The 20,342-nt window shown below is 69.3% G+C and carries 24 protein-coding genes; 16 read left to right on the top strand and 8 right to left on the bottom strand.

Going from position 1 to position 20,342, the window contains the following annotated elements; all coding sequences use genetic code 11:
* Nucleotides 1-104: 104 nt before the first annotated feature.
* Entirely contained in the window at nucleotides 105-1,007 is a 903-nt protein-coding gene (gene ypfJ / locus MPPM_RS22685; protein WP_017483873.1) for a KPN_02809 family neutral zinc metallopeptidase, read from the top strand.
* Nucleotides 1,008-1,031: 24 nt separating this feature from the next.
* Nucleotides 1,032-1,595 carry a sugar O-acetyltransferase gene (locus MPPM_RS22680; RefSeq protein ID WP_096486986.1) on the top strand — a complete coding sequence of 188 codons (564 nt, stop codon included), beginning with the start codon at nucleotides 1,032-1,034 and terminating at the stop codon, nucleotides 1,593-1,595.
* Nucleotides 1,596-1,630: 35 nt separating this feature from the next.
* On the opposite strand, the gene MPPM_RS22675 is transcribed toward MPPM_RS22680, so the two are convergent.
* The 4 genes from MPPM_RS22675 to hemB all read right to left on the bottom strand — a co-directional run bounded on the left by MPPM_RS22675 (nucleotide 1,631) and on the right by hemB (nucleotide 4,644).
* Nucleotides 1,631-2,377, bottom strand: coding sequence for an arginyltransferase (locus MPPM_RS22675; protein ID WP_096487986.1), 747 nt, complete (start codon nucleotides 2,375-2,377; stop codon nucleotides 1,631-1,633).
* A gap of 151 nt (nucleotides 2,378-2,528) precedes the next feature.
* On the bottom strand, nucleotides 2,529-3,023 hold the full coding sequence (locus MPPM_RS22670; protein ID WP_096486985.1) for an RDD family protein: 495 nt from the start codon (nucleotides 3,021-3,023) through the stop codon (nucleotides 2,529-2,531).
* A 123-nt stretch (nucleotides 3,024-3,146) separates the two neighbouring features.
* On the bottom strand, nucleotides 3,147-3,551 hold the full coding sequence (locus MPPM_RS22665) for a hypothetical protein (protein ID WP_096486984.1): 405 nt from the start codon (nucleotides 3,549-3,551) through the stop codon (nucleotides 3,147-3,149).
* 37 nt (nucleotides 3,552-3,588) lie between these two features.
* Nucleotides 3,589-4,644, bottom strand: a complete 1,056-nt coding sequence (gene hemB, locus MPPM_RS22660) for a porphobilinogen synthase (protein WP_096486983.1) — start codon at nucleotides 4,642-4,644, stop codon at nucleotides 3,589-3,591.
* Nucleotides 4,645-5,188: 544 nt separating this feature from the next.
* Between hemB and MPPM_RS22655 the strand changes: the two genes are divergently transcribed.
* The 3 genes from MPPM_RS22655 to ldtR all read left to right on the top strand — a co-directional run bounded on the left by MPPM_RS22655 (nucleotide 5,189) and on the right by ldtR (nucleotide 7,490).
* Nucleotides 5,189-6,346 (top strand): enoyl-CoA hydratase/isomerase family protein, encoded by a 1,158-nt coding sequence (locus tag MPPM_RS22655; protein WP_096486982.1) that lies wholly within the window; start codon nucleotides 5,189-5,191, stop codon nucleotides 6,344-6,346.
* Nucleotides 6,343-6,810, top strand: coding sequence for a DUF6163 family protein (locus tag MPPM_RS22650; RefSeq protein ID WP_096486981.1), 468 nt, complete (start codon nucleotides 6,343-6,345; stop codon nucleotides 6,808-6,810). Before MPPM_RS22655 ends, MPPM_RS22650 begins: the two co-directional genes overlap by 4 nt.
* Before the next feature lie 161 nt (nucleotides 6,811-6,971).
* Complete coding sequence (ldtR, locus tag MPPM_RS22645; RefSeq protein ID WP_096486980.1) at nucleotides 6,972-7,490, top strand: transcriptional regulator LdtR; 519 nt, start codon at nucleotides 6,972-6,974, stop codon at nucleotides 7,488-7,490.
* Nucleotides 7,491-7,797: 307 nt separating this feature from the next.
* Here the strand turns inward: ldtR and pqqA (MPPM_RS22640) are convergent, their stop codons facing one another.
* Nucleotides 7,798-7,887 carry a pyrroloquinoline quinone precursor peptide PqqA gene (gene pqqA / locus MPPM_RS22640; protein WP_015857429.1) on the bottom strand — a complete coding sequence of 30 codons (90 nt, stop codon included), beginning with the start codon at nucleotides 7,885-7,887 and terminating at the stop codon, nucleotides 7,798-7,800.
* 62 nt (nucleotides 7,888-7,949) lie between these two features.
* On the bottom strand, nucleotides 7,950-8,039 hold the full coding sequence (gene pqqA / locus MPPM_RS22635; RefSeq protein WP_015857429.1) for a pyrroloquinoline quinone precursor peptide PqqA: 90 nt from the start codon (nucleotides 8,037-8,039) through the stop codon (nucleotides 7,950-7,952).
* 479 nt (nucleotides 8,040-8,518) lie between these two features.
* Between pqqA (MPPM_RS22635) and serS the strand changes: the two genes are divergently transcribed.
* The 4 genes from serS (at nucleotide 8,519) to MPPM_RS22615 (ending at nucleotide 12,840) form a co-directional block, all read left to right on the top strand.
* Nucleotides 8,519-9,805 (top strand): serine--tRNA ligase, encoded by a 1,287-nt coding sequence (serS, locus tag MPPM_RS22630; RefSeq protein WP_096486979.1) that lies wholly within the window; start codon nucleotides 8,519-8,521, stop codon nucleotides 9,803-9,805.
* A complete protein-coding gene (gene surE, locus MPPM_RS22625) occupies nucleotides 9,805-10,569 on the top strand; it encodes a 5'/3'-nucleotidase SurE (protein WP_096486978.1) in 765 nt (254 codons plus the stop codon). The genes serS and surE overlap by 1 nt, the downstream gene beginning before the upstream one ends.
* 36 nt (nucleotides 10,570-10,605) lie before the next feature.
* Nucleotides 10,606-11,310 carry a protein-L-isoaspartate O-methyltransferase family protein gene (locus tag MPPM_RS22620; protein WP_244573382.1) on the top strand — a complete coding sequence of 235 codons (705 nt, stop codon included), beginning with the start codon at nucleotides 10,606-10,608 and terminating at the stop codon, nucleotides 11,308-11,310.
* Between the two features lie 207 nt (nucleotides 11,311-11,517).
* Nucleotides 11,518-12,840 (top strand): murein hydrolase activator EnvC family protein, encoded by a 1,323-nt coding sequence (locus MPPM_RS22615; RefSeq protein ID WP_096486977.1) that lies wholly within the window; start codon nucleotides 11,518-11,520, stop codon nucleotides 12,838-12,840.
* Between the two features lie 115 nt (nucleotides 12,841-12,955).
* Here the strand turns inward: MPPM_RS22615 and MPPM_RS22610 are convergent, their stop codons facing one another.
* Complete coding sequence (locus MPPM_RS22610) at nucleotides 12,956-13,834, bottom strand: ATP-binding protein (protein ID WP_096486976.1); 879 nt, start codon at nucleotides 13,832-13,834, stop codon at nucleotides 12,956-12,958.
* Nucleotides 13,835-14,070: 236 nt separating this feature from the next.
* Between MPPM_RS22610 and yajC the strand changes: the two genes are divergently transcribed.
* From yajC to MPPM_RS22575, 7 genes are all read left to right on the top strand, one after another.
* The gene (gene yajC, locus MPPM_RS22605) at nucleotides 14,071-14,403 is read left to right on the top strand and encodes a preprotein translocase subunit YajC (protein ID WP_017483888.1); all 333 of its coding nucleotides are present in this window, start codon (nucleotides 14,071-14,073) and stop codon (nucleotides 14,401-14,403) included.
* Nucleotides 14,404-14,470: 67 nt separating this feature from the next.
* A complete protein-coding gene (gene secD / locus MPPM_RS22600) occupies nucleotides 14,471-16,069 on the top strand; it encodes a protein translocase subunit SecD (protein ID WP_096486975.1) in 1,599 nt (532 codons plus the stop codon).
* Nucleotides 16,070-16,174: 105 nt separating this feature from the next.
* A complete protein-coding gene (gene secF, locus MPPM_RS22595; RefSeq protein WP_096487984.1) occupies nucleotides 16,175-17,119 on the top strand; it encodes a protein translocase subunit SecF in 945 nt (314 codons plus the stop codon).
* A gap of 118 nt (nucleotides 17,120-17,237) precedes the next feature.
* Complete coding sequence (locus MPPM_RS22590) at nucleotides 17,238-17,636, top strand: Mth938-like domain-containing protein (protein ID WP_096486974.1); 399 nt, start codon at nucleotides 17,238-17,240, stop codon at nucleotides 17,634-17,636.
* 29 nt (nucleotides 17,637-17,665) lie between these two features.
* Nucleotides 17,666-18,562, top strand: a complete 897-nt coding sequence (locus MPPM_RS22585; protein ID WP_096486973.1) for a phytoene/squalene synthase family protein — start codon at nucleotides 17,666-17,668, stop codon at nucleotides 18,560-18,562.
* A gap of 88 nt (nucleotides 18,563-18,650) precedes the next feature.
* A complete protein-coding gene (locus tag MPPM_RS22580; protein ID WP_096486972.1) occupies nucleotides 18,651-18,905 on the top strand; it encodes a type II toxin-antitoxin system RelE family toxin in 255 nt (84 codons plus the stop codon).
* Nucleotides 18,906-18,925: 20 nt separating this feature from the next.
* Nucleotides 18,926-19,300: a helix-turn-helix domain-containing protein gene (locus MPPM_RS22575; protein ID WP_096486971.1), complete on the top strand. Its 375-nt coding sequence runs from the start codon at nucleotides 18,926-18,928 to the stop codon at nucleotides 19,298-19,300.
* A 50-nt stretch (nucleotides 19,301-19,350) separates the two neighbouring features.
* On the opposite strand, the gene MPPM_RS22570 is transcribed toward MPPM_RS22575, so the two are convergent.
* The gene (locus tag MPPM_RS22570) at nucleotides 19,351-20,274 is read right to left on the bottom strand and encodes a manganese catalase family protein (protein ID WP_096486970.1); all 924 of its coding nucleotides are present in this window, start codon (nucleotides 20,272-20,274) and stop codon (nucleotides 19,351-19,353) included.
* Nucleotides 20,275-20,342: the final 68 nt, after the last annotated feature.

The raw sequence follows: 20,342 nt of genomic DNA, 5'->3' as shown, positions 1-20,342 counted from the left end.
CCGGGGACGGGCGGAAGCGGAACCGTAGCCTCCGCGCAGCCATTCTAGAAACCAAGCCCGGCATCCGGATCAGGCCGGGCATGATGCGGGCGGCGGGAGACTCTATGCGCTGGGACGATTTTCGCGCCTCTGAGAACGTCGAGGACCGGCGCGGCGAGGGTGGCGGCGGCGGCTTTCCCGGCGGCGGCATGGGGGGCCTGGGCATCGGCACCATCGTCGTGGTGCTGCTGATCTCCTGGGTCACCGGCATCAATCCGGCGATCCTGCTCGGCGGCGCCCAGCAAATGGCCGGCGGCGGGCAGCAGCGCGAGCAGCGGGTCGATCCCGAGACGCAGGCGCGCCGCCGCGAGGCGCCGACCGACCGCGCCGGCCAGTTCGCGTCGAAAATCCTCGGCAACACCGAAGACGTCTGGAAGGAGATCCTGCCGAACCAGACCGGGCGGCAATACACACCGACCACGATGGTGCTCTACCAGGGCGGCACCCGATCGGGCTGCGGCATGGCCCAGGCCGCGATGGGTCCGTTCTACTGTCCGCTCGATAAGAAGGTCTATATCGACCTGGGCTTCTTCAAGGAGATGCAGACGAAGTTCGGCGTGAAGGGCGACTTCGCCTACGCCTACGTCATCGCCCACGAGGTCGGCCACCACGTGCAGGACGTGCTCGGCATCCTCGGCAAGGTGCAGAACCGCCAGCAGAACGCGAGCAGCAAGACGGAGGCGAACCAGCTCTCCGTGCGCGTGGAACTGATGGCCGACTGCCTCGCCGGCGTCTGGGCCAAGAACTCCAACGACCGCTGGAATTCCCTCGACCAGAGCGACATCCAGGAGGCGTTGAACGCCGCCAGCGCCATCGGCGACGACAAGCTCCAAGAGAAGTCGCAGGGCTACGCCGTGCCGGATTCCTTCACCCACGGCTCGTCCGAGCAGCGGATGCGCTGGTTCATGACCGGCTATAAGAGCGGGCAGACCAAGTCCTGCGACACCTTCCGCGCCAGCCGCGGCTGATACCTTCGGATTGGGGAGGCTGACATGGCCGAGACCGCCCGCGAGCTGATGCTCGCCGGAAAGCCCTATCGCGGCGACGATCCGGAATTGGTCGAGCTGCGCAACGCCGCCAAGCGGCGGCTGCTGCGGCTGAACACCATGGAGCCCGAGCATGCGGCGGGCCGCGAGGCGGTGGTCCGGGAGCTCCTGGGATCGGCCGGCCGCAACCCGACGATCTGTCCCGGCTTCGCCTGCGACTACGGCAGCAACATCACGGTCGGCGACGACTTCTTCTGCAACTTCAACTGCGTCTTCCTCGACTGCGCCCCGATCACGATCGGCCACCGGGCGCAGATCGCCCCGGCTGTGCAGATCTACACCGCCGAGCATCCCCTGGACCGCGCCGCGCGGGCCGCCTTCTGGGAATCGGCCCGGCCGGTCACCATCGGCGACGACGTGTGGATCGGCGGCGGCGCGATCCTCCTGCCCGGCATCAAGGTGGGCGACGGGGTGGTGATCGGCGCAGGCGCGGTGGTGACCCGTGATGTTCCGCCCTGCGCGGTCGTGGCCGGCAATCCGGCGCGGGTGGTGAAGTGGACTCAGGAGTGATCGCGGCAGACGGCTGAGGCAGCAACGCTCGCCCGCTACTCCACCCGCACCCAGCCCTGCGGCATCAGCCGCTCCTGCGGCAGGAACTTGGCCTTGTAGTCCATCTTGCGGGAGCCATCGACCCAGTAGCCGAGATAGAGATACGGGAGGCCGAGCGCGCGGGCGCGCTGGATGTGGTCGAGGATCATGTAGGTGCCCAGCGAGCGGCTGGCCTGCGCGGGATCGTAGAACGAGTAGACCATCGACAGGCCGTCGGCGAGCACGTCGGTGAGGCAGACGGCGACCGGGGCGCCGACACCGCGGCCGTGGATCGCGCTGTCGGGGCCGCGCTCGCGGTAGACCACGAGATGCGTGTCGACGTGGCTGTCCTCGATCATCATCGCGTAGTCGAGCACGGTCATGTCGACCATGCCGCCGTCGCCGTGGCGGGCGTCGAGATAGCGGCGGAACAGGGCGTACTGCTCCGAGGCCGGGCGGTTCGGCTCCGGCGTGCCGATCAGCCCGGCATTGCGCTGGAGGATGCGCCGCTGGCTTCCGGTAATGGCGAAATCCTCGACCACGACCCGCACCGAGACGCAGGCACGGCAGGTTTCGCAGGCCGGGCGGTAGGCGATGGTCTGCGAGCGGCGGAAGCCGCCCTGGGTCAGGATCTCATTGAGGTCGCGCGCACGGCGCCCGACGAGGTGGGTGAACACCTTCCGCTCCTCCTGGCCCGGCAGATAGGGGCACGGGGAGGGGGCCGTGAGGTAGAATTGCGGGGTGTCGCGCGGATGACTCGTCACGCTCGGAAGGCTCGCCCTCGGGGCCGGCGGCATCGGACGCCGAGGCCACCGTCAATGTAGCGGGATCACGGCGGCGCTCAACCGGATTGATGAGCCGTGGCGGCGTCTTTGCGGCGTCTTTCCGCCGCCATCCCCTCAGCCGAAGGAGGGATCAGTCACGCACGACCGCGAGGCCGAGCAGCAGGTCGTGGCCGAGGCGCCGGTCGGAGCGGACGAGGCCGAACAGAACGTCGAGGCACCAAAGCAGGAAGGTCGAGATCGCCACGTAGAACAGCAGCGCATGAACCGCCGCCGTCAGGAAATCCACCGGCCGGCCGCTCTCGGGCGCCACCACCCGCAGGCCGAGCATGCGCATGCCCAGCGTGCTCTGCTTGGGGCCGCCGACGGTGATCGCGCTGTAGAGAATGCCGCTGATGCCGAGGATCGGGAACAGCATCCAGGCGAAGCCGAAGGTGAGCACGCCGAGGATCGCGATCGCGGTGGCGAGCACGGCCGTGAATACGAAGATGAAGGCGAGGTCGAGCAGGTAGGCGACCGTGCGCCCGCCGAGACTGGCGCGAACGTAGGGCACCGGGAATCCGCCGGAGCCCTGCATCCCCGCCGGGTTGGTGTAGCCGGGGTGATAACCGGGCTGGAAATCCGTCATGGCCGCCGCTTCCTCGACCGTTGCGTGCACGTTCGATCAAGTGGGGAGACGGCGCGGCGATGCCAAGAGCGGCCCTGGCGAGAGCGGCACTGGCGAGAGGAGGCGGGAGCGAGCCGCCCGCCCTCATCGGGCTCCCGGATCGGCGGCCTCGGCCTCGGGCGTCGCGAGATAATAGCGCCTGAGCAGGTAGAGCGAGGCGCCGGTCACCGGTCCCTGCTCGGTCGTGAGCGCGGTGAGGTCGTCGCCCGCGCCGAAATGGCAGACGAGATGGCGGGGCCGGGTCGCCTCGGCCTTCGGCAACGCGCCGCTCCCGCCGACGAGGCGGTAATCGACGCGCACGCTGCCGCGGCTCGCCCCCGGCCCGACCCTGAGCAGGTCGATCTCGGCTCCGGGGGGAGCCAAGGCCGGCACCGCCCGGCGGCAGAGCGTCGCCCGGCGCGCGTCGAGCGCGGTATCGCAGCCGGATCCGGCCGCGAGCCAGAAAAGGAGGGCGGTCGCCAGCGCGGCGCCCCGGCGGCCCCGAAGCACGTTCGTCCCGCTCCCGCCGTCTCGGCCGGCCCGGCCCTCAGGCGCCCGCGCGCAGACGCTCGGCGACGCGGGGGGCGTAGTAGGTCAGGACCCCGTCGGCACCCGCGCGCTTGAAGGCGAGCAGGCTCTCGGTCATCGCGCGCTCGCCGTCGAGCCAGCCGTTGCGGGCGGCGGCCTCGATCATCGCGTACTCGCCCGAGACCTGATAGGCGAAGGTCGGCACGCCGAACTCCGTCTTCACCCGGGTGATGATGTCGAGGTAGGGCAGGCCCGGCTTGACCATCACCGAGTCGGCCCCCTCGGCCAGGTCGAGGGCCACCTCGCGCAGGGCCTCGGAGGCGTTGCCGGGATCCATCTGGTAGGTGCGCTTGTCGCCGACCAGCGCCGCCTTGGTGCCGATGGCGTCGCGGAACGGGCCGTAGAAGGCGCTGGCATACTTGGCGGCGTAGGCCATGATCTGCACGTCGCGGAAGCCCGCCCGGTCGAGGCCGGTGCGGATCGCGCCCACGCGCCCGTCCATCATGTCGGAGGGCGCGATGATGTCGGTGCCGGCCTCGGCCTGGATCAGGCTCTGCTCGACCAGCACCGCGACCGTCTCGTCGTTGAGGATCGCACCGTCCTCGATCAGGCCGTCATGGCCGTGGCTGGTATAGGGGTCGAGCGCGACATCCGTCATCACGCCGATCTCGGGCACCGCCCGCTTCACCGCCCGCACCGCCCGGCAGACGAGGTTCTCGCGGTTCAGGGCCTCGGAGCCGGTAGCATCGCGCAGGCCCGGCTCGGTGTAGGGGAAGAACGAGACCAGCGGGATGCCGAGCTTCGCCGCGCGCTCGGCCTCGCGCACGACCTCGTCCACGCTCAGGCGCTCGACGCCGGGCATCGAGGCGATCGGCTCGCGCCGCCGCTCCCCCTCGATCACGAAGAGCGGCCAGATCAGGTCATCGACGGTGAGGGTATGCTCGCGCACGAGGCGGCGCGACCACTCCGCCTTGCGGTTGCGGCGCGGACGCTGGGTGAGGCTCAGCGGCCCCGAGCCCGGTGCGGCCTCGCGCGCGGTTTCGATGGCGAGCGGGCGCGGGGTGGCGTCTGACATGGCCCTCAGGACTCCGGTGCTCCAGCGCGCTCTCGAGCCGAAGGGTGCGCCGGCTCGGGGGTAAAGCGCGCATCACGACTAAAGACGTCAGAGCCATGGTCGACGGCAAGTCGATCGGCGATGGCCCGAGGCGAAGCATTCCAGGCTCGCATCCCCAAAAACCGTCCGGCGGCCGGAGGTTTCCCCCTCAGGGCGGATCGGTGGGGAGAGCGCCGCGGAACGCGCGGCCACGGCCGATGCGCCTACCACATCCCGATTTGGACCCGAAAGGCGCCATTGCCGCAGGGCAGGCTCCCGCTTCGCTGCGGATCTTCCCGCGATCCCGCTGGAGATCTCCCGCTGAGGACATTCCGCCGAGGAGATCCCGCCGAGCGTCCGCGGCTCGGCGGAGAGCGGGCCGGATGCGGCGCGCCGCGTTGACGCTGCCGCCGGGACTTCGTCTAAGAGGCCCGCCCGGCCGGTACCCGCGACGATCGCGCCGCCGGGCAGCGGGCGTCCGCCCGGGAGCGGGGTGGCGGAGAGGAGCGCGGCGGTGGAGCGCGGAATGTCGGGTGGGCCAGGTAGCGTGCGAGAGGACGTGCGAGCGGATGCGGCCGAGCCCGAGATCGTTTTCGAGACACGCGGCGAGGCCGGGCTGATCACCCTGATGCGGCCGCGGGCGCTCAATGCCCTGACCCTGCCGATGGTGGAGGCGATGCACCGCCAGCTCCGGGCCTGGGCCGCGGATGCGCGGATCAGCCGGGTCGTCGTGCGCGGCTCGGGCGGGCGGGCCTTCTGCGCGGGCGGCGACATCCGCCGGATCCACGCCCTGGGCCGGGCCGGGCGGCACGCCGACGTGATGGCGTTCTGGCGCAGCGAATACTGGCTCGACGCCACCGTGAAGACCTATCCCAAGCCCTACATCGCCCTGATCGAGGGCATCGTCATGGGCGGGGGCGTCGGCATCTCCCTGCACGGCGACGTGCGGGTGGCGGCCGAGAGCTACAGCTTCGCCATGCCCGAGACCGGCATCGGCTTCTTTCCCGATGTCGGCGCGACCTACGCCCTGCCGCGACTGCCCGGCTGCACCGGGCGCTACCTCGCGCTGACGGGTGCCCGGATCGGCGCGGGCGACGCGCTCGCCGTGGGATTGGCGACCCACGCGGCGCGGGCGGCCGATTTCGAGACGATCATCGACCGGCTGGCGGCGGGCGGAGCGATCGCCGACGCCCTCGACGGCCTCGACGCGCCGGGGATGGAGACCGGTCCTCTCGTCGCGGAACGGGCGCTGATCGATGCCTGCTTTTCCGCCGACACCGTCGAGGAGGTGCTCGCCCGCCTCGACGCCGCGGCCCGGGAGGGCTCGACCTTCGCGGAGGCGAGCGCGGCGACGATCCGCACCCGTTCGCCCACCAGCCTGATCATTGCCCAGGCGCTGATGCGCCGGGGCGGCGACCTCGACTTTGCCGAGGCCATCCTCGCCGAGTACCGGTTGGCCGAGCGCGTGATGCGCGGGCACGATTTCTACGAGGGCGTGCGGGCGGTGATCATCGACAAGGACAACCGGCCGGACTGGCGCCCCGCCTCCCTCGAAGAGGTCGACGGCGCGGAGATCGAAGCCGCCTTCGGCCCGCCCGAAGAGGCCGACCCGCGCTTCGACGGCAGCCAGGGCCCCTGCGGCCCAATGCCGGCCGCGGGAGCAGACCCGGGAGACCGGACGTGAGGGCGTTGAGCAAGGTGGGCAGCACCCTCGACGGGCGCGGGCGCCCGAGTGCCGGAAATGGCGACCGGATCGAGGGCACCGCGCCGCGGGCGCAGACCCGCTGGGACGTGGTGCTGGTCTGGTTCATGCGCATCACCGCCCTGGTCTGGCTCGCCAAGGGCCTCGCCACCTGGGGCGAGATCCTGGACCTGATTCCCGGCCGGACGCCGTTCGCCGACCTGCCGATGGGGCGGCAATCGGCGATCGTCTACTTCGCGGTGATCGACTTCGTGGCGGCGGTCGGCCTGTGGCTGACGAGCGCCTGGGGCGGGGTGGTCTGGCTGCTCGCCGCGACCTCGGCGCTCACCCTGGCGCTGCTGACGCCGCAGCTCCTGCCGATGTCGGTGCCGCTGATCGCAGTGCAGGCAAGCATTGTCGCCGTTTACTTCGTGTTATCCTGGCTGGCGGCGCGCGATGTAGGCTGAACAGGAGGTCAACATCATCGTTTCATTTTGCATTTACCGACAGAAGTAAATCGCGAGTTCATCCTGTCGCTTAAATCGGCTTTCATCGGTGCGGCCTAGGTTCACCTCATAAGCGAGGCCGGCCAGCAAGAGCCGGCACGAACCGACAGGAAGGCACCACGATGAGCACGAAGGCCGCCAACACCGCCCTCAAGACCACCGAGACGACCCCCGAGACCCAGGGCGCCGCCGGCTCCTATCTCGAAGCGCTGCACCTCGTGGAGCGGCTGCACCGCCGTCTCCTCGACGTCATCAAGGACGAGTTCGACCGGCGCGGCCGGGAGGACGTCAACAGCGTCCAGGCGCTCCTGCTCTACAACATCGGCGACAAGGAGCTGACGGCGAGCGAGCTGCGCTCCAAGGGCTACTATCTCGGCTCGAACGTGTCCTACAACGTCAAGAAGCTGGTCGAGGCCGGTTTCCTGCACCACGCCCGCTCCAAGACCGACCGCCGCTCGGTGCGCATCAGCCTGACGCCCAAGGGCCGCGAGATCCACGACCTGATCCAGGGCCTCTACGACAAGCACGCCCGCACGATCCAGCCGATCGGCGGCATCTCGGAAGACGATTTCGGACGCCTGAACCAGGCGCTCACCCGGCTGGAGCGCTTCTGGACCGACCAGATCCGCTACCGCCTCTGAGAGCGGAAGCGCGCGAATTCGCCCTAAAATGCGCAAGTCCGGAACACCGGACTTGCACGCGCTTCCGGCTCGACCCGATCCGCTCTCGTCCCTGATCGGGTTTTCCGACGATCGCCTTGCTGACGCTCGCGACGGTGGCGTGCAGGACAAGCCGAAGCGAGCCCCTCGAACAGCGGAAAGACCCGAGGGTTCATGACAGAACCCTCGGGTCTTTCCGCTTGCCGTTGCGACGCCGCGAACGAAAAAAGGGCGCCGTCCTTTCAGGCAGCGCCCTCGATTTCACCGGATGAGCCCGGCGACAGCCTTCTTAGTTGAAGGTGTCGATCTCGGCGGACTCGTAGGAGGTGACTTCCATGCCGACGCAGATCTCGGCAACGACGGGAGCGGACCACTTCATGACGTTTCTCCTGCTGGACGAATGGATCAAAACCGGACCGGTCTAGGACCGGCGACGCCTTCTCAGTTGAAGGTGTCGATCTCGGCGGACTCGTAAGAGGTGACTTCCATGCCGACGCAGATCTCGGCAACGACGGGGGCAGACCACTTCATGGCGTGTCTCCTGGTAGCAATTTGAATACGAAGGTCGGCTTTATCACCGCTTCACCTCGAACTGAGGTGGTGGCCGTTCGATTGCCGGGCCCCTCGTGTTCGACGCCCTTGATATAGACAATCCGTTGGGCGCAATTCAAGCGGACCCTACACTTATATTTCTCATAGATTGCTCTCAGAAACGGCCACGCTGGGGCTCGAAGGCGGCCGCTTCCTGCCGGAAGCGCGAAAAAGTGCTGACTTTCCAACGAAATGGTGGCGACCTCAGCGATCCACAAGCGAGAGTGGCGGGATCATTCGCAAAGACTCTTGCCGAATCGTCCCATTCACTTTTGCCGGAAATCCGGCGCTTCGGGCCCCGACCGGCGCACCGGGGGGCCGCGCCGGCACGCGGCGGGCCGGCGCGGCCGCTCTTGTGATGCGGGGGGCGATGCGGCAAAGCGGGGCCCTCGCGCGCACAAGACCTCAAGAGCCCCGAAATGCACGACATCCGCGCCATCCGCGAGAACCCGGAGGCCTTCGACCGCGATCTGGAGCGCCGCGGCCTCTTGCCCCTGAGCGCCGAGTTGATCGCCCTCGACGATGCGCGCAAGGGCGCCGTCTCGGCGGCGCAAGCGGCCCAGGAGCGGCGCAACGCGCTGTCCAAGGAGATCGGCGCCGCCAAGAAGGCCAAGGACGAGGCCCGCGCCGCCGAATTGATGGCCGAGGTCGCCCGCCTGAAGGAAGAGGCGCCGGCGCTGGACGCGGCGCAGGCGCAAGCCGCCAAGGTCCTCGACGAGCGCCTCGCCGCGATCCCGAATCGGCCGAAGGAGGACGTTCCCCCCGGCGCCGACGAGCACGGCAATGTCGAGTACCGCCGCTTCGACGCCTCCCGCGAGCGCTTGGTGCAGGGCCGCCAGCATTTCGAGTTGGGTGAGGCCACCGGGCTGATGGATTTCGAGGCCGCCGCGAAACTCTCCGGCTCGCGCTTCGTGGTGCTCAAGGGCCAGCTCGCCCGGCTGGAGCGGGCGCTCGGCCAATTCATGCTCGACCTGCACACCGGCGAGCATGGTTACACGGAAGTGGTGCCGCCTGTTCTCGTGCGCGACGAGGCGATGTTCGGAACGGCGCAGTTGCCGAAGTTCCGCGACGACCAGTTTGCGGCGGGCGACGGCTTTTGGCTGATCCCCACGGCGGAAGTCCCGCTCACCAACCTCGTGCGCGAAAGCATCCTGGCCGAGGACGAGCTGCCCCTGCGCTTCACCGCGCTCACTCCCTGCTTCCGCGCCGAGGCCGGGGCGGCGGGGCGCGATACCCGCGGCATGCTGCGCCAGCACCAGTTCAACAAAGTCGAGCTGGTCTCGATCACCGCGCCGGAGAAATCCGCCGAGGAGCACGAGCGGATGCTCGCCTGCGCCGAGGCCGTGCTGCAGAAACTCGACCTGACCTACCGGGTGATGACGCTCTGCACCGGCGATATGGGCTTTGCCAGCCAGAAGACCTACGACATCGAGGTCTGGGTGCCGGGCCAGCAGACGTTTCGCGAGATTTCGTCCTGCTCGGTCTGCGGCGAGTTCCAGGCGCGGCGAATGAATGCGCGCTACCGGGCCAAGGAGGGTAGGGGGGTCGGCTTCGTCCACACGCTCAACGGCTCCGGCGTCGCCGTCGGCCGCGCCCTGATCGCCGTGATGGAAAACTACCAGAACCCCGACGGCAGCGTCACGATTCCGTCGGTGCTCCAGCCCTACATGGGCGGCCTGAACCGGATCGAGGGACCGAACACCTGATGCGCATCCTGGTCACCAACGACGACGGCATCCACGCGCCGGGCCTGGAGACGCTGGAGGGAATCGCCCGCGAGCTCAGCGACGACGTCTGGGTGGTCGCGCCCGAATACGATCAGTCCGGCGTCTCGCACTCGCTCTCGCTCAACGATCCGCTGCGCCTGCGGCAGGTCTCCGAGAAGCGGTTCGCGGTGAAGGGCACGCCCTCCGACTGCGTGATCATGGGGGTGTCGCACATCCTCAAGGACCACCGGCCGGATCTGGTGCTGTCGGGAGTCAACCGCGGCCAGAACGTCGCCGAGGACGTGACCTATTCCGGCACCATCGCCGGCGCCATGGAGGGCACCATCCTCGGCATCCGCGCGATCGCGCTGAGCCAAGCCTACGGCGCGGGCGGGCGGGCCAACCTGAAATGGTCCTGCGCCGCCGCGCACGGGCCGCAGGTGATCCGCAAGATCCTGGAGATCGGGATCGAGCCCGGCATCCTCGTCAACGTCAACTTCCCGGATTGCGATCCGGATCAGGTGCAGGGCGTGGCGGTCTCGGCGCAGGGCCAGCGCAACCAGGCGCTCCTGCAGATCGACGCCCGCCACGACGGGCGCGGCAATCCCTATTTCTGGCTCGCCTTCGCCAAGGCGCGGTTCGAGCCCGGCAACGGCACGGATCTCAAGGCGATCGCCGAGAACCGCATCTCGGTGACGCCGCTGCGGCTCGACCTCACCGACGAGCCGGAACTGACCCGCTTCGCCGCGGCGTTCCGGCCGTGAGCGGAGGCGGTCGATCCGGCGGCCGCCTGGGGCCCCATGCCTCCTGAGGGTGAGGAGCCGGACGCGACCGGGCTGACGCAGGATCCGGCGCAAGAGCTGGAAGCGGCGACCGGCAACGCCGCCTTCGTGCTGGCGCTGCGCGAGCGGGGCGTGCGCGACACCGCCGTGCTGCGGGCGATGGAGCGAGTGCCGCGGGAGCGCTTCGCCCCGCCGGCCCTGCGCACACACGCCCGGCGGGACATCGCCCTGCCGCTCGCCTGCGGTCAGACCATGACGGCACCGAGCATCGTCGCCGCCATGCTCGGCGCCCTCGACATCACCCCCGGCGTTCGGGTGCTGGAGGTCGGCACGGGCACGGGCTACGTCACCGCCCTGCTGGTGCGGCTGGGCGCGGCCCATGTGCGCAGCCTGGAGCGCTACGAGGGGCTTGCCCGCGCCGCGCGGGCGCATCTCGGGCACGATTTCGACGCCGCCGCCGTCGAGACCGCCGACGGGCTGGCGCCGGAGGTCGTCCGAGGCGGCAGCTACGACCGCATCCTCCTGAACGGCAGCCTCGCCGCGCTGCCCCCGCACCTTCCCGCCGCGCTCAAATCCGGCGGGCGGCTGGTCGCCGGGTTCTGGACCGGGCGGGGAAGCCGGCTGGTGACCCTGACCCGCGACGGCGCGGCGGCTTTTGCGCGGTCGGAAGGGCCGACCCTGCGCCTCGGCCCGCTCACCCCGGGGCGGGCGCTCGCACCGTAGCGGCTCGTGCCCGATCACGCGGCGGCGGGGAGGGGGCGGAAACGGCTGCGCACAGCGAAGATGCAACCGGCGCCGTCACCAGGATTCCTCAACCTTTACGGAACAGGCGCGAAACTGACCCCTGCATCGATCTCGGGAACGGTTGCTTAACCTGAATCCCGTTTGAATAGCGCATCACGTTGCGTCAGTGTTCAAACGGGTGCGTCGATGCCGGTTCGGGGGAAAGTTCTGGGCTTGAGGACGCTGTCGCGCTTCGCCCTCATCGGAATGATCGGCGGCGGCACCGCCGCCTGCTCGTCCGACGCCTCGCGCCTCGGCGATCCCTTCACCAACCCGTTCGCCTCGCTTTCGGGCGAGCCCTCGGCCACCGGCAGCCTGCCGGCGGAGGGGAGCGAGGGTGAGATGGCGGCGGCCCCGGCGATCCGCACACCGCGGATCCAGTCGCAGGCGCTGCCCGCCCCCGGCCCGGCCCTGTCGCCGCGCCCCGGCGCGATGAGCGCCGCCGCGCCCCGGGCCGCGACCCGCGTGGCGACTGCCGAACCGATCTCGGGCGGCATGGCGAGCAGCGTGTCGGGCCTGAACCCGGATTCGGGCCGCGCGATGACGCCGCGCGCCCCGGCGCCGCAGCCCAAGCTCCAGTTCGGCAAGCCTGTCGACAAGGCCGCCGAAAAGGCCGCGGAGAAGCGCGCCGCCGAGGCTGCCGCCGCGAAGGCGGCCGACGCCCGCCGCGAGGCCGAGCGCCAAGCCGCCGCAGCCAAGATCGCCGAGGCGAAGGCGGCCGAGGCCAAGGCCGCGGAGAAGGCGGCGCAGTCGAAGAAGCTCGCGGAAGCGAAGAAGGTGGCCGACGCCAAGGCGCATCCGCGTCCGGGCCAGAAGGGCGCTGAGAAGACGGTCAAGGCCGAGACGAAGCCCGATCCGAAGGACGTCGCCAAGGAGGCAGCAAAGGCGGAGGCCGCTCGCAAGGCGGAGGCCGAGGCCAAGCAGGCCAAGGCGGACGCCGCCAAGAAGCTCGCCGAGGCCCGCGCCGCGGAAGCGGCCGCCAAGGCCGCCGCCAAGGAGAGCAAGGAAGCCGCCAAGGCGCCCGCGAAGGAAGCCGCCCCGGTGAAGGTCGCCAGCGCCGATGCTTCGGCCCCGATCCCTGCCGCGGCGGCCCCGCAGGCGCCGGCCGAGTCGTTCCGCTGGCCGGCCAAGGGCCGGATCATCAACGGCTACGGCTCGAGCGGCAACGAGGGCATCAACATCGCCGTGCCCGAGGGCACCCCGGTCAAGGCCGCCGAGGACGGCACGGTCGCCTATGCCGGCTCCGACGTGAAGGGCTACGGCAAGCTGGTTCTGGTGCGGCACAACAACGGCTACGTCTCGGCCTACGCCCATAACGGCGAGCTGGACGTGCGCCCCGGCGAGAAGGTGAAGCGCGGCCAGACCATCGCCAAGTCGGGCGCGACCGGCAACGTCACCTCGCCCCAGCTCCATTTCGAGCTGCGCAAGGGCGCGACCCCGGTCGATCCGATGCCCCATCTCGGCGGCTGAGTTTTCTCCTGACGTCAAACGGAAACGGCGGCTCCGCGAGGAGCCGCCGTTTTGTTTTTGGCCCTCTCCCCGCCTGCGGGGAGGGGGGCGCAGCGAACTGGAGCGTCTGAAAAACTTAGCCGTCGAGCCGCTGCCCGAGCCGCCCCGCCAGATCCTGGATGAACTGGAACGCCGTGCGCCCCGAGCGCGAGCCGCGGGTGGTGGCCCATTCGAGCGCCTCGGCCCGCACCCGGTCCGGCTCCGCCTTGAGACCGTGGCGCTCCACGTAGGCGCGGATCATCGCCAGATATTCGTCCTGGCTGCATTTGTGGAAGCCGAGCCAGAGGCCGAAGCGGTCGGAGAGCGAGACCTTCTCCTCCACCGCCTCGCCGGGATTGATCGCGGTGGAGCGCTCGTTCTCGACCATCTCGCGGGCGAGCAGGTGGCGCCGGTTCGAGGTGGCGTAGAACAGCACGTTGCCGGGCCGGCCCTCGATCCCGCCGTCCAGCGCCGTCTTGAGCGACTTGTACGAGGTGTCGTCGGCGTCGAACGAGAGGTCGTCGCAGAAAACCAGCCAGCGGTGCGGGTCGTTGCGCAGCAGGCTCATCAGTTCCGGCAGGGCCTCGATGTCCTCGCGGTGGATCTCCACGAGCTTCATCGGTAGCGCGCCCTCGGGCCGCCGGGCGTTGATCTCGGCATGGGCCGCCTTGACCAGCGAGGACTTGCCCATGCCGCGCGCGCCCCACAGCAGGGCGTTGTTGGCAGGCAGTCCGCGGGCGAAGCGCTCGGTGTTCTCGACCAATATGTCGCGGGCCCGGTCGATGCCGGTGAGGATGCCGATCTCGACCCGGTTGACCCGCGGCACCGCGATCAGCCGGCGCTCGGGCCCCCAGAGAAAGGCGTCGGCGGCACTCGTATCCACCTTCGGGACGATGGGCGGGGCGGCGCGCTCCAGGGCTGCGGCGATCCGTTCCAGGAGCGGGAGAAGGTCGGCGGGCGTCGGCTCTGCGGCCATGATGGGCGGGTCCGGTTGCGGGGGGAGGGCGGCGGCCCTCGCTGCGGTGGCGCCTTTTAGGCCGAGGGCGGACGAAAGGGGAACCACCGGACCGCGGCGGCGGATGCACCACCCTGCCGTTGCTTTCGAATCGCCCGTCGCTATAGTCCGCGCGCTTTTCGGCAGGCTCGTCGTCGCAAGGCTCCGGCGTCGCCGGGCCTCACGGGCCGCATGCCCTCGATCAGGAGTGTTCGGCGTTGATCACCCCCGCCTTCGCGCAAGGAGCCGGTGCCGGAAGCGGCGCGGATGTCGCGTTGCAATTCGTACCTTTCGTCCTGATCTTCGTGATCATGTACTTCCTGATCCTGCGCCCGCAGCAGCGCCGGCTCAAGGATCACCAGAACATGGTGAAGAACGTCCGCCGCGAGGACACCATCGTGACCACGGGCGGCCTTGTCGGCCGGGTCACCAAGGTCGCGGACGACGCCTCGGAGATCGAGGTCGAGATCGCCCCGAACGTGCGCGTGAAGGTGGTGCGCACGATGATCTCCGAGGTCCGCGTCAAGGGCGCCCCGGTCAAGGCCTCCTGAGGCGCCACACGCGCGTGCCGGTCCTCAAACGCCCGGCACCCATGACAGAAAAGTCGGAACCGGGCGGATGCTGCGCTTCTCGAGAACCAAGATTTTCGCGACCCTGGCCATCATCCTGATCGGTCTGAGCCTCGCGGTGCCGAGCTTTTTCTCGAAGGAGCAGCGCGAGGCCTTCGTCAACGCACTGCCGAAGCCGATCCAGTGGATGGTGCCGACCCGGGCGATCGTGCTCGGCCTTGACCTCCAGGGCGGTTCGCAGATCCTCCTGGAAATCGACCAGCCCGACCTCGTCCGCTCGATGGTCACGGGCCTGCGCGACGACGTGCGCCGCATCCTGCGCGAGGCCTCCGTCTCGCCCGAGGGCGGCATCCGCGTGATCAACCGCGGGGTGGAGCTGCGCATCCCCGATGCGGCGGCCCGCGCCAAGGTGATGCCGAAGCTGCGCGAGCTCGCCCAGCCGATCAACAATCCGCTCGCCGCCGGCGGCCAGACGCTGACGGTCAACGAGGCCGAGAACGGCACGATCCAGCTCGTCCTGACGGATGCCGGCGTCAACGACCGCACCCGCCGCGCCGTCACCCAGGCGATCGAAGTGGTGCGCAAGCGCATCGATTTCGGCGGCACCAAGGAGCCGTCGATCCAGCAGCAGGGCGCCGACCGCATCCTCGTCCAAGTGCCCGGCCTGCAGAACCCGCAGGAGCTGGAGGACCAGCTCGGCAAGACCGCCAAGCTCGAATTCCGCATGCTGGCCGATTCGCCCTCCGGCGACGTCGATCTGCTGCCCTCGAAGGACGAGGGCGGCGCCAAGGTGCCGGTCGAGCGCCGCGTCATGGCCGATGGCAGCGATCTCACCGACGCCCAGCCCGCCTTCGACCCGCAGACCCACGAGCCGATGGTGAGCTTCAAGTTCAACCTGCGCGGCGCCCAGCGCTTCGGTCAGGCGACCTCGGAGAATGTCGGCCGCCGGATGGCGATCGTGCTCGACGGGGTGATCCAGTCGGCCCCCGTGATCCGCTCGGCGATCACCGGCGGCTCGGGCCAGATCACCGGCAACTTCACCGTCAAGGACGCCAACGACCTCTCGGTGCTGCTGCGGGCGGGCGCGCTGCCGGCCAAGCTCACCGTGGTCGAGCGCCGCGTCGTCGGCCCCGGCCTCGGCCGCGACTCGATCGAGGCCGGCAAGATGGCGACGCTGGTCGCCGCCGGGCTCGTCATCGCCTTCATGTTCGCGACCTACGGCACCTTCGGCTTCATCGCCAACATCGCGCTCATCGTCCATGTGGGCCTGATCCTCGGCCTGATGTCGGTGCTGGAGGCGACGATGACGCTGCCCGGCATCGCCGGCATCGTGCTCACCATCGGCACCGCGGTCGATTCCAACGTGCTGATCTACGAGCGCATGCGCGAGGAATCCCGCGCCGGACGGTCCCTGGTCTCGGCGCTCCAGGCGGGCTTCGACCGGGCGTTTGCCACCATCATCGATTCGAACTCGACCATGGCGATCGCCGCCCTGCTCCTGTTCTTCATGGGTTCCGGCCCGGTGAAGGGCTTCGCCGTGGTGTTCATCCTCGGCATCCTCACCACCGTCATCACCGCCGTGACCCTGACCCGCATGATGATCGCGGTGTGGTACAACTGGTTCCGGCCCAAGGCCCTGCCGTTCTGATCGACCCCCGCCCGGGGATTTGAGGCGGTCCGCATGAAGCGGGCCGCGGACACCGCTTCGAAGGCTCAGGCGCGGCGCGCCGGCCTTCATGATCCGAGACCGACCATGCGCCTGCTCCGCCTCTGGCCCGACGAATCGCATTTCGACTTCATGCGGTTCCGGCGCGTCACCTTCCCGCTCTCGGCGGTGATGTCGGTGGTGACCGTGCTGCTGTTCGTCACGGTCGGGCTCAATTTCGGCATCGATTTCAAGGGCGGCACCCTGGTCGAGCTGCAGGCCAAACCCGGGCAGACGGCGGACGTCGCCGAGATCCGCCACACCGCCAACGGCTTCGGCTTCGGCGAGACCGAGGTGCAGGAACTCGGCGGCCAGGGGCAGGTGCTGGTGCGCTTTCCGCTCCAGCCGGGCGAGCAGGGCCAGACCGCGGTGATGCAGAAGGCGCATGCCGCCTTCGACGCGCAGTACGATTTCCGCCGCACCGAGACGGTGGGCCCGCGCGTCTCCGGCGAGCTGGTGCAGTCCGGCACGATCGGCGTGGTCCTCTCGGTGCTGGCGGTGCTGCTCTACCTGTGGTTCCGCTTCGAGCGGGAGCTGGCGCTCGGCGCCATCGTCGGCACCCTGCACGACATCGTGCTCACGGTGGGCATCTTCATCATCACCCGCATCGAGTTCAACATGACCTCGATCGCCGCGATCCTGACCATCGTCGGCTACTCGCTCAACGAGACGGTGGTGGTGTTCGACCGTACCCGCGAGCTGATGCGCCGCTACAAGACCATTCCGGTGGTCGAGCTGCTGAATCTCTCGATCAACTCCACCATGTCGCGCACGGTGATGACTTCGCTCTCGACCACGCTGTCGCTGGTGGCGCTGGTGCTGTTCGGCGGCGAGGCGATCAAGGGGTTTGCCGTGGTGATGCTCTGCGGCGTGGTGATCTGCACCTACTCGGCGATTTTCGTCTCCACGCCGGCACTGATCTATATCGGCCTGCGTCTCTCGGGGGCGAAGGCGTCGCAGCGCGAATCCGGCCTGCCGCAGGCGGCGGAGTAGGGCGGGGCGTGCGGCGCGCCGCGGGATACCGGTTCGACACGGTCCCCGCAGCCGCGGCGGTCGAGGGCGGCGCCGGCGCGTCCGATTTCGTCCGGGACGCGATGAGGGGAGACGCGGCGTGAGCGAGGGACGGGTACCGGGGCAGATCCACGACGGCTTCCTGCCCGGCCGCCACGGCATCGACGCCTACGGCAATGGCGGCTTCCGCTTCGGGCAGATGTCCCATCGCGGCTCGATCCTGCTGCTGCCCTCGGGCGTGCGCGCCTGGGATGTGAGCGCGCCCTCCGCCATCGACGGGCCGAGCCTGTCGCCCGTCCTCGCCGAGGCCGAGGCCATCGAACTGCTCCTCATCGGCACCGGCGCCGATATCGTCTTCTTGCCCGAGGCCCTGCGCCAGCGCCTCAAGGCCGCGGGTATCGGCCTCGACACCATGCAGACGGGGGCGGCGGCGCGCACCTACAACATCCTGATGGCCGAGAACCGCAAGGTCGCGGCCGCGCTGATCGCCGTTGCTTGAGCCTTAGAACGCCGCATGAGCCCCGCTCCATGACGCGCCCCGAGACCCGAACCGAGACGAGCCCGGAGGCCGGCAATGGCGGGCTCGCCTTCGCCTTCCGGCACTGCGAGGAGCTGGTGCGCGCGGGCGACCCCGACCGCTACTTCGCGACGTTGTTCGCGCCGGCCGCCTTCCGGCCGCACCTGTTCGCGCTGGCCGCCTTCAGCCTGACCATCGCCCGCGTGCGAGAGGCGGCCTCGAACCCGATGGCCGGCGAGATCCGGCTGCAATGGTGGCGCGACGCGCTCCAGGGCGAGGCGCGGGGCGACGTGCGGGCCAATCCCGTCGCCGCGGCGTTGGAGGACGCCATCGTCACCCGCCGCCTCGGGCGCCAGCCCTTCGTCGACCTGATCGATGCCCGGGTCTTCGACCTCTACGACGACCCGATGCCCCGGGTGAACGATCTGGAGGGCTATTGCGGCGAGACCGCCTCGGCGCTGATCCGCCTCTCCGGCCTCGTGCTCGCCGACGGGGCCGAGCCCGGCGGCGCGGCGGCGGCCGGCCATGCCGGTGTCGCCTACGGCATCACCGGCCTCCTGCGGGCTCTGCCCTGGCACGCGCGCCAGGGACAGGTCTACCTGCCGGGCGACCTGCTGCGGCAGAACGGGGTCACCCGCGAGGACATCGTCTCGGGCCGCGGCGGACCCGGCCTCGTGCGCACCTGCGCCGAGCTGCGGGCCTTGGCGCGCCGCCATCTCGCCGCCTGCGAGGCCGCCCGCGCCACCATCGCGCCGGCCGCCCGGCCCGCCTACCTGCCGACGGCGCTGGTCGAGCCCTATCTCGCGGCGATGGAGCGCCCCGGCTACGACCCGCTCAACAGCGTGATCGAGATCCCCCGCTGGCGCCGCCTCTGGCGGCTGTGGCGGGCGGCGCGCACTGGGCGGTGAGAGTGCGGGAGAGAGCCGGCGATCATCCGAATTGCGCCTGCATTCGATAGCAAATTGCTATTCTATAGCATTTTGCTATGCATGTCGCATGGCCGCGGTCCTCTACAGCAAAGCTGCCTTGAAGGCCCTGCTTCGGCTCCCGCCCGACGTCACTCGAAAGATTCGCCTTAAATTCGAGCAGTATGCGGCCGCACCCGAGTCACTCGCCAACAACGTGAAAGCGCTTCGAGGCGAGCAAGGTGTCCTGCGTCTGCGCGTCGGGGATTGGCGCGTGCTCTTCACAGAGGACGGTATCGTGGTTGCGGTCATCAGGATCGCACCACGGGGTGACGCTTATGACTGACGGGTGAAGATACGACGATCATGACCAGGCAGATCATCACGACGCCCGGCGGCGAACGACTTGTGCTGATGCCCGAGGCGGATTTCGAGGCGCTGGTCGCAGCCGCTGAAGACAATGCGGACCGGACCGCCGTCGCGGAGTTTCGGCGCAAGCTCGCTGCCGGCGATGAAGAGCTGCTTCCGGCTGCTCTCGTCGAGCGTCTCATTTCCGGTGAGAACCGTGTCCGCATCTGGCGCGAGCACCGCGGCCTGAGCGGGGCCGCACTCGCCAAACAGGCCGGTCTGGCACAGGCGTACCTGTCACAGATCGAGACGGGAGCACGGGAGGGTACCGTCGAAACCTACGGCAAGCTCGCCGCGGCTCTCGGGGTTTCCCTGGATGATCTCGTGGGCTGACGCCCCGCCGGATTGGCGGCCGGCGTTCCGGCCGGCCGCCGATGGTCGCCTCAGCGTGCCTTCTTCGTCAGCTTCTGCGCGATCTCGAACATCTCCTCCGGCGCGTAGTCCGGTGCGAAGGCCGAGGGAATGCCGGTGAGCTGGTGGATCTTGCCGCCGTCGGGCATGCCCTCGACGACTTCCAGCTCGCCCGGCGGATCGCCCGGCAGCGCGTGCTCGCTGCTGTTCCAGATCCCGGCAATGTCCCGGTAGTCGTTCGGACTCCAGGTGTAGAGCCGGCGGTGCGAACCCTCCTGGAGGTACTTCTGACACTCGGGGATCTTGTCGAGATTGATGTTCGGCGTCGGCAGGAACTTGTCGAGATCGACGCCGGTGATCTGCTTCAGCGCCAGGGCATAGGCGTGGGCATGAACCGAGCCGCGGACCAGCAGGTAGCCGCAGACCTCGCGCCCGGTCGGATCGGACAGGGTCTCGTACACCCGTAGCTTGTGCAGACGGGCCCCGCATTCGAGGTGGAAATTGTGCAGCAGGTCGACGACGACATTGCCCGTCGAGGTGATGAAGTCGTTGTTCCAGGGTGCGCCGTTGCTGTTGATCGGCGCCGAGCCGCCGCCGTTCGAGAGAAAGGCCGCAGCGAGGCGGATGTCCTTCATGTCCTCGAAGGGCGCGCCCGAGATGTCGCCGCCATCCGTCGCATCGCCGTCGTTGTCGGGGCCGTTGTTGAGCATGGCCACGCCGTTGCTCACGAGCTCGACATGGCCGAGTTCCTCCGCGGTGATGCTGGCGACCAGGCTGTAGAACGGTTTGAGCTTGTCCTTGCTGCGAAAATTGAAGCTCTGGAACATGTAGTTCCCGAGCGTGGACATCTCCCCGTACTTGCCGCCGAGCAGCTCCTGCAGCGCGGCGGCCGCGTTCGGATCCTTGCGTTTCGGGGCGGGAAGCTCGGCTTGTAGCTTGTCGACGCGCATGAACATGGGAGGAGTTTCCTCTCGCTGCGTTCGGAGGTCGCCCGGAGGCACAAGGCGGGAACCGGCGTTTTCCG

Source organism: Methylorubrum populi (assembly GCF_002355515.1).
GTDB lineage: Bacteria > Pseudomonadota > Alphaproteobacteria > Rhizobiales > Beijerinckiaceae > Methylobacterium > Methylobacterium populi_A.
Note: the sequence above shows the minus strand (reverse complement) of the source record. Positions and strands in the feature narration are given on the sequence as shown.

Coding starts and splice junctions, on each gene's coding strand:
- ypfJ (WP_017483873.1), top strand. CDS start 105: ATGCGCTGGGACGATTTTCGCGCCTCTGAGAACGTCGAGGACCGGCGC.
- MPPM_RS22680 (WP_096486986.1), top strand. CDS start 1,032: ATGGCCGAGACCGCCCGCGAGCTGATGCTCGCCGGAAAGCCCTATCGC.
- MPPM_RS22670 (WP_096486985.1), bottom strand. CDS start 3,023: ATGACGGATTTCCAGCCCGGTTATCACCCCGGCTACACCAACCCGGCG.
- hemB (WP_096486983.1), bottom strand. CDS start 4,644: ATGTCAGACGCCACCCCGCGCCCGCTCGCCATCGAAACCGCGCGCGAG.
- MPPM_RS22655 (WP_096486982.1), top strand. CDS start 5,189: ATGTCGGGTGGGCCAGGTAGCGTGCGAGAGGACGTGCGAGCGGATGCG.
- ldtR (WP_096486980.1), top strand. CDS start 6,972: ATGAGCACGAAGGCCGCCAACACCGCCCTCAAGACCACCGAGACGACC.
- pqqA (WP_015857429.1), bottom strand. CDS start 7,887: ATGAAGTGGTCCGCTCCCGTCGTTGCCGAGATCTGCGTCGGCATGGAA.
- pqqA (WP_015857429.1), bottom strand. CDS start 8,039: ATGAAGTGGTCTGCCCCCGTCGTTGCCGAGATCTGCGTCGGCATGGAA.
- serS (WP_096486979.1), top strand. CDS start 8,519: ATGCACGACATCCGCGCCATCCGCGAGAACCCGGAGGCCTTCGACCGC.
- surE (WP_096486978.1), top strand. CDS start 9,805: ATGCGCATCCTGGTCACCAACGACGACGGCATCCACGCGCCGGGCCTG.
- MPPM_RS22620 (WP_244573382.1), top strand. CDS start 10,606: ATGCCTCCTGAGGGTGAGGAGCCGGACGCGACCGGGCTGACGCAGGAT.
- MPPM_RS22615 (WP_096486977.1), top strand. CDS start 11,518: ATGCCGGTTCGGGGGAAAGTTCTGGGCTTGAGGACGCTGTCGCGCTTC.
- MPPM_RS22610 (WP_096486976.1), bottom strand. CDS start 13,834: ATGGCCGCAGAGCCGACGCCCGCCGACCTTCTCCCGCTCCTGGAACGG.
- secD (WP_096486975.1), top strand. CDS start 14,471: ATGCTGCGCTTCTCGAGAACCAAGATTTTCGCGACCCTGGCCATCATC.
- secF (WP_096487984.1), top strand. CDS start 16,175: ATGCGCCTGCTCCGCCTCTGGCCCGACGAATCGCATTTCGACTTCATG.
- MPPM_RS22585 (WP_096486973.1), top strand. CDS start 17,666: ATGACGCGCCCCGAGACCCGAACCGAGACGAGCCCGGAGGCCGGCAAT.
- MPPM_RS22580 (WP_096486972.1), top strand. CDS start 18,651: ATGGCCGCGGTCCTCTACAGCAAAGCTGCCTTGAAGGCCCTGCTTCGG.
- MPPM_RS22575 (WP_096486971.1), top strand. CDS start 18,926: ATGACCAGGCAGATCATCACGACGCCCGGCGGCGAACGACTTGTGCTG.
- MPPM_RS22570 (WP_096486970.1), bottom strand. CDS start 20,274: ATGTTCATGCGCGTCGACAAGCTACAAGCCGAGCTTCCCGCCCCGAAA.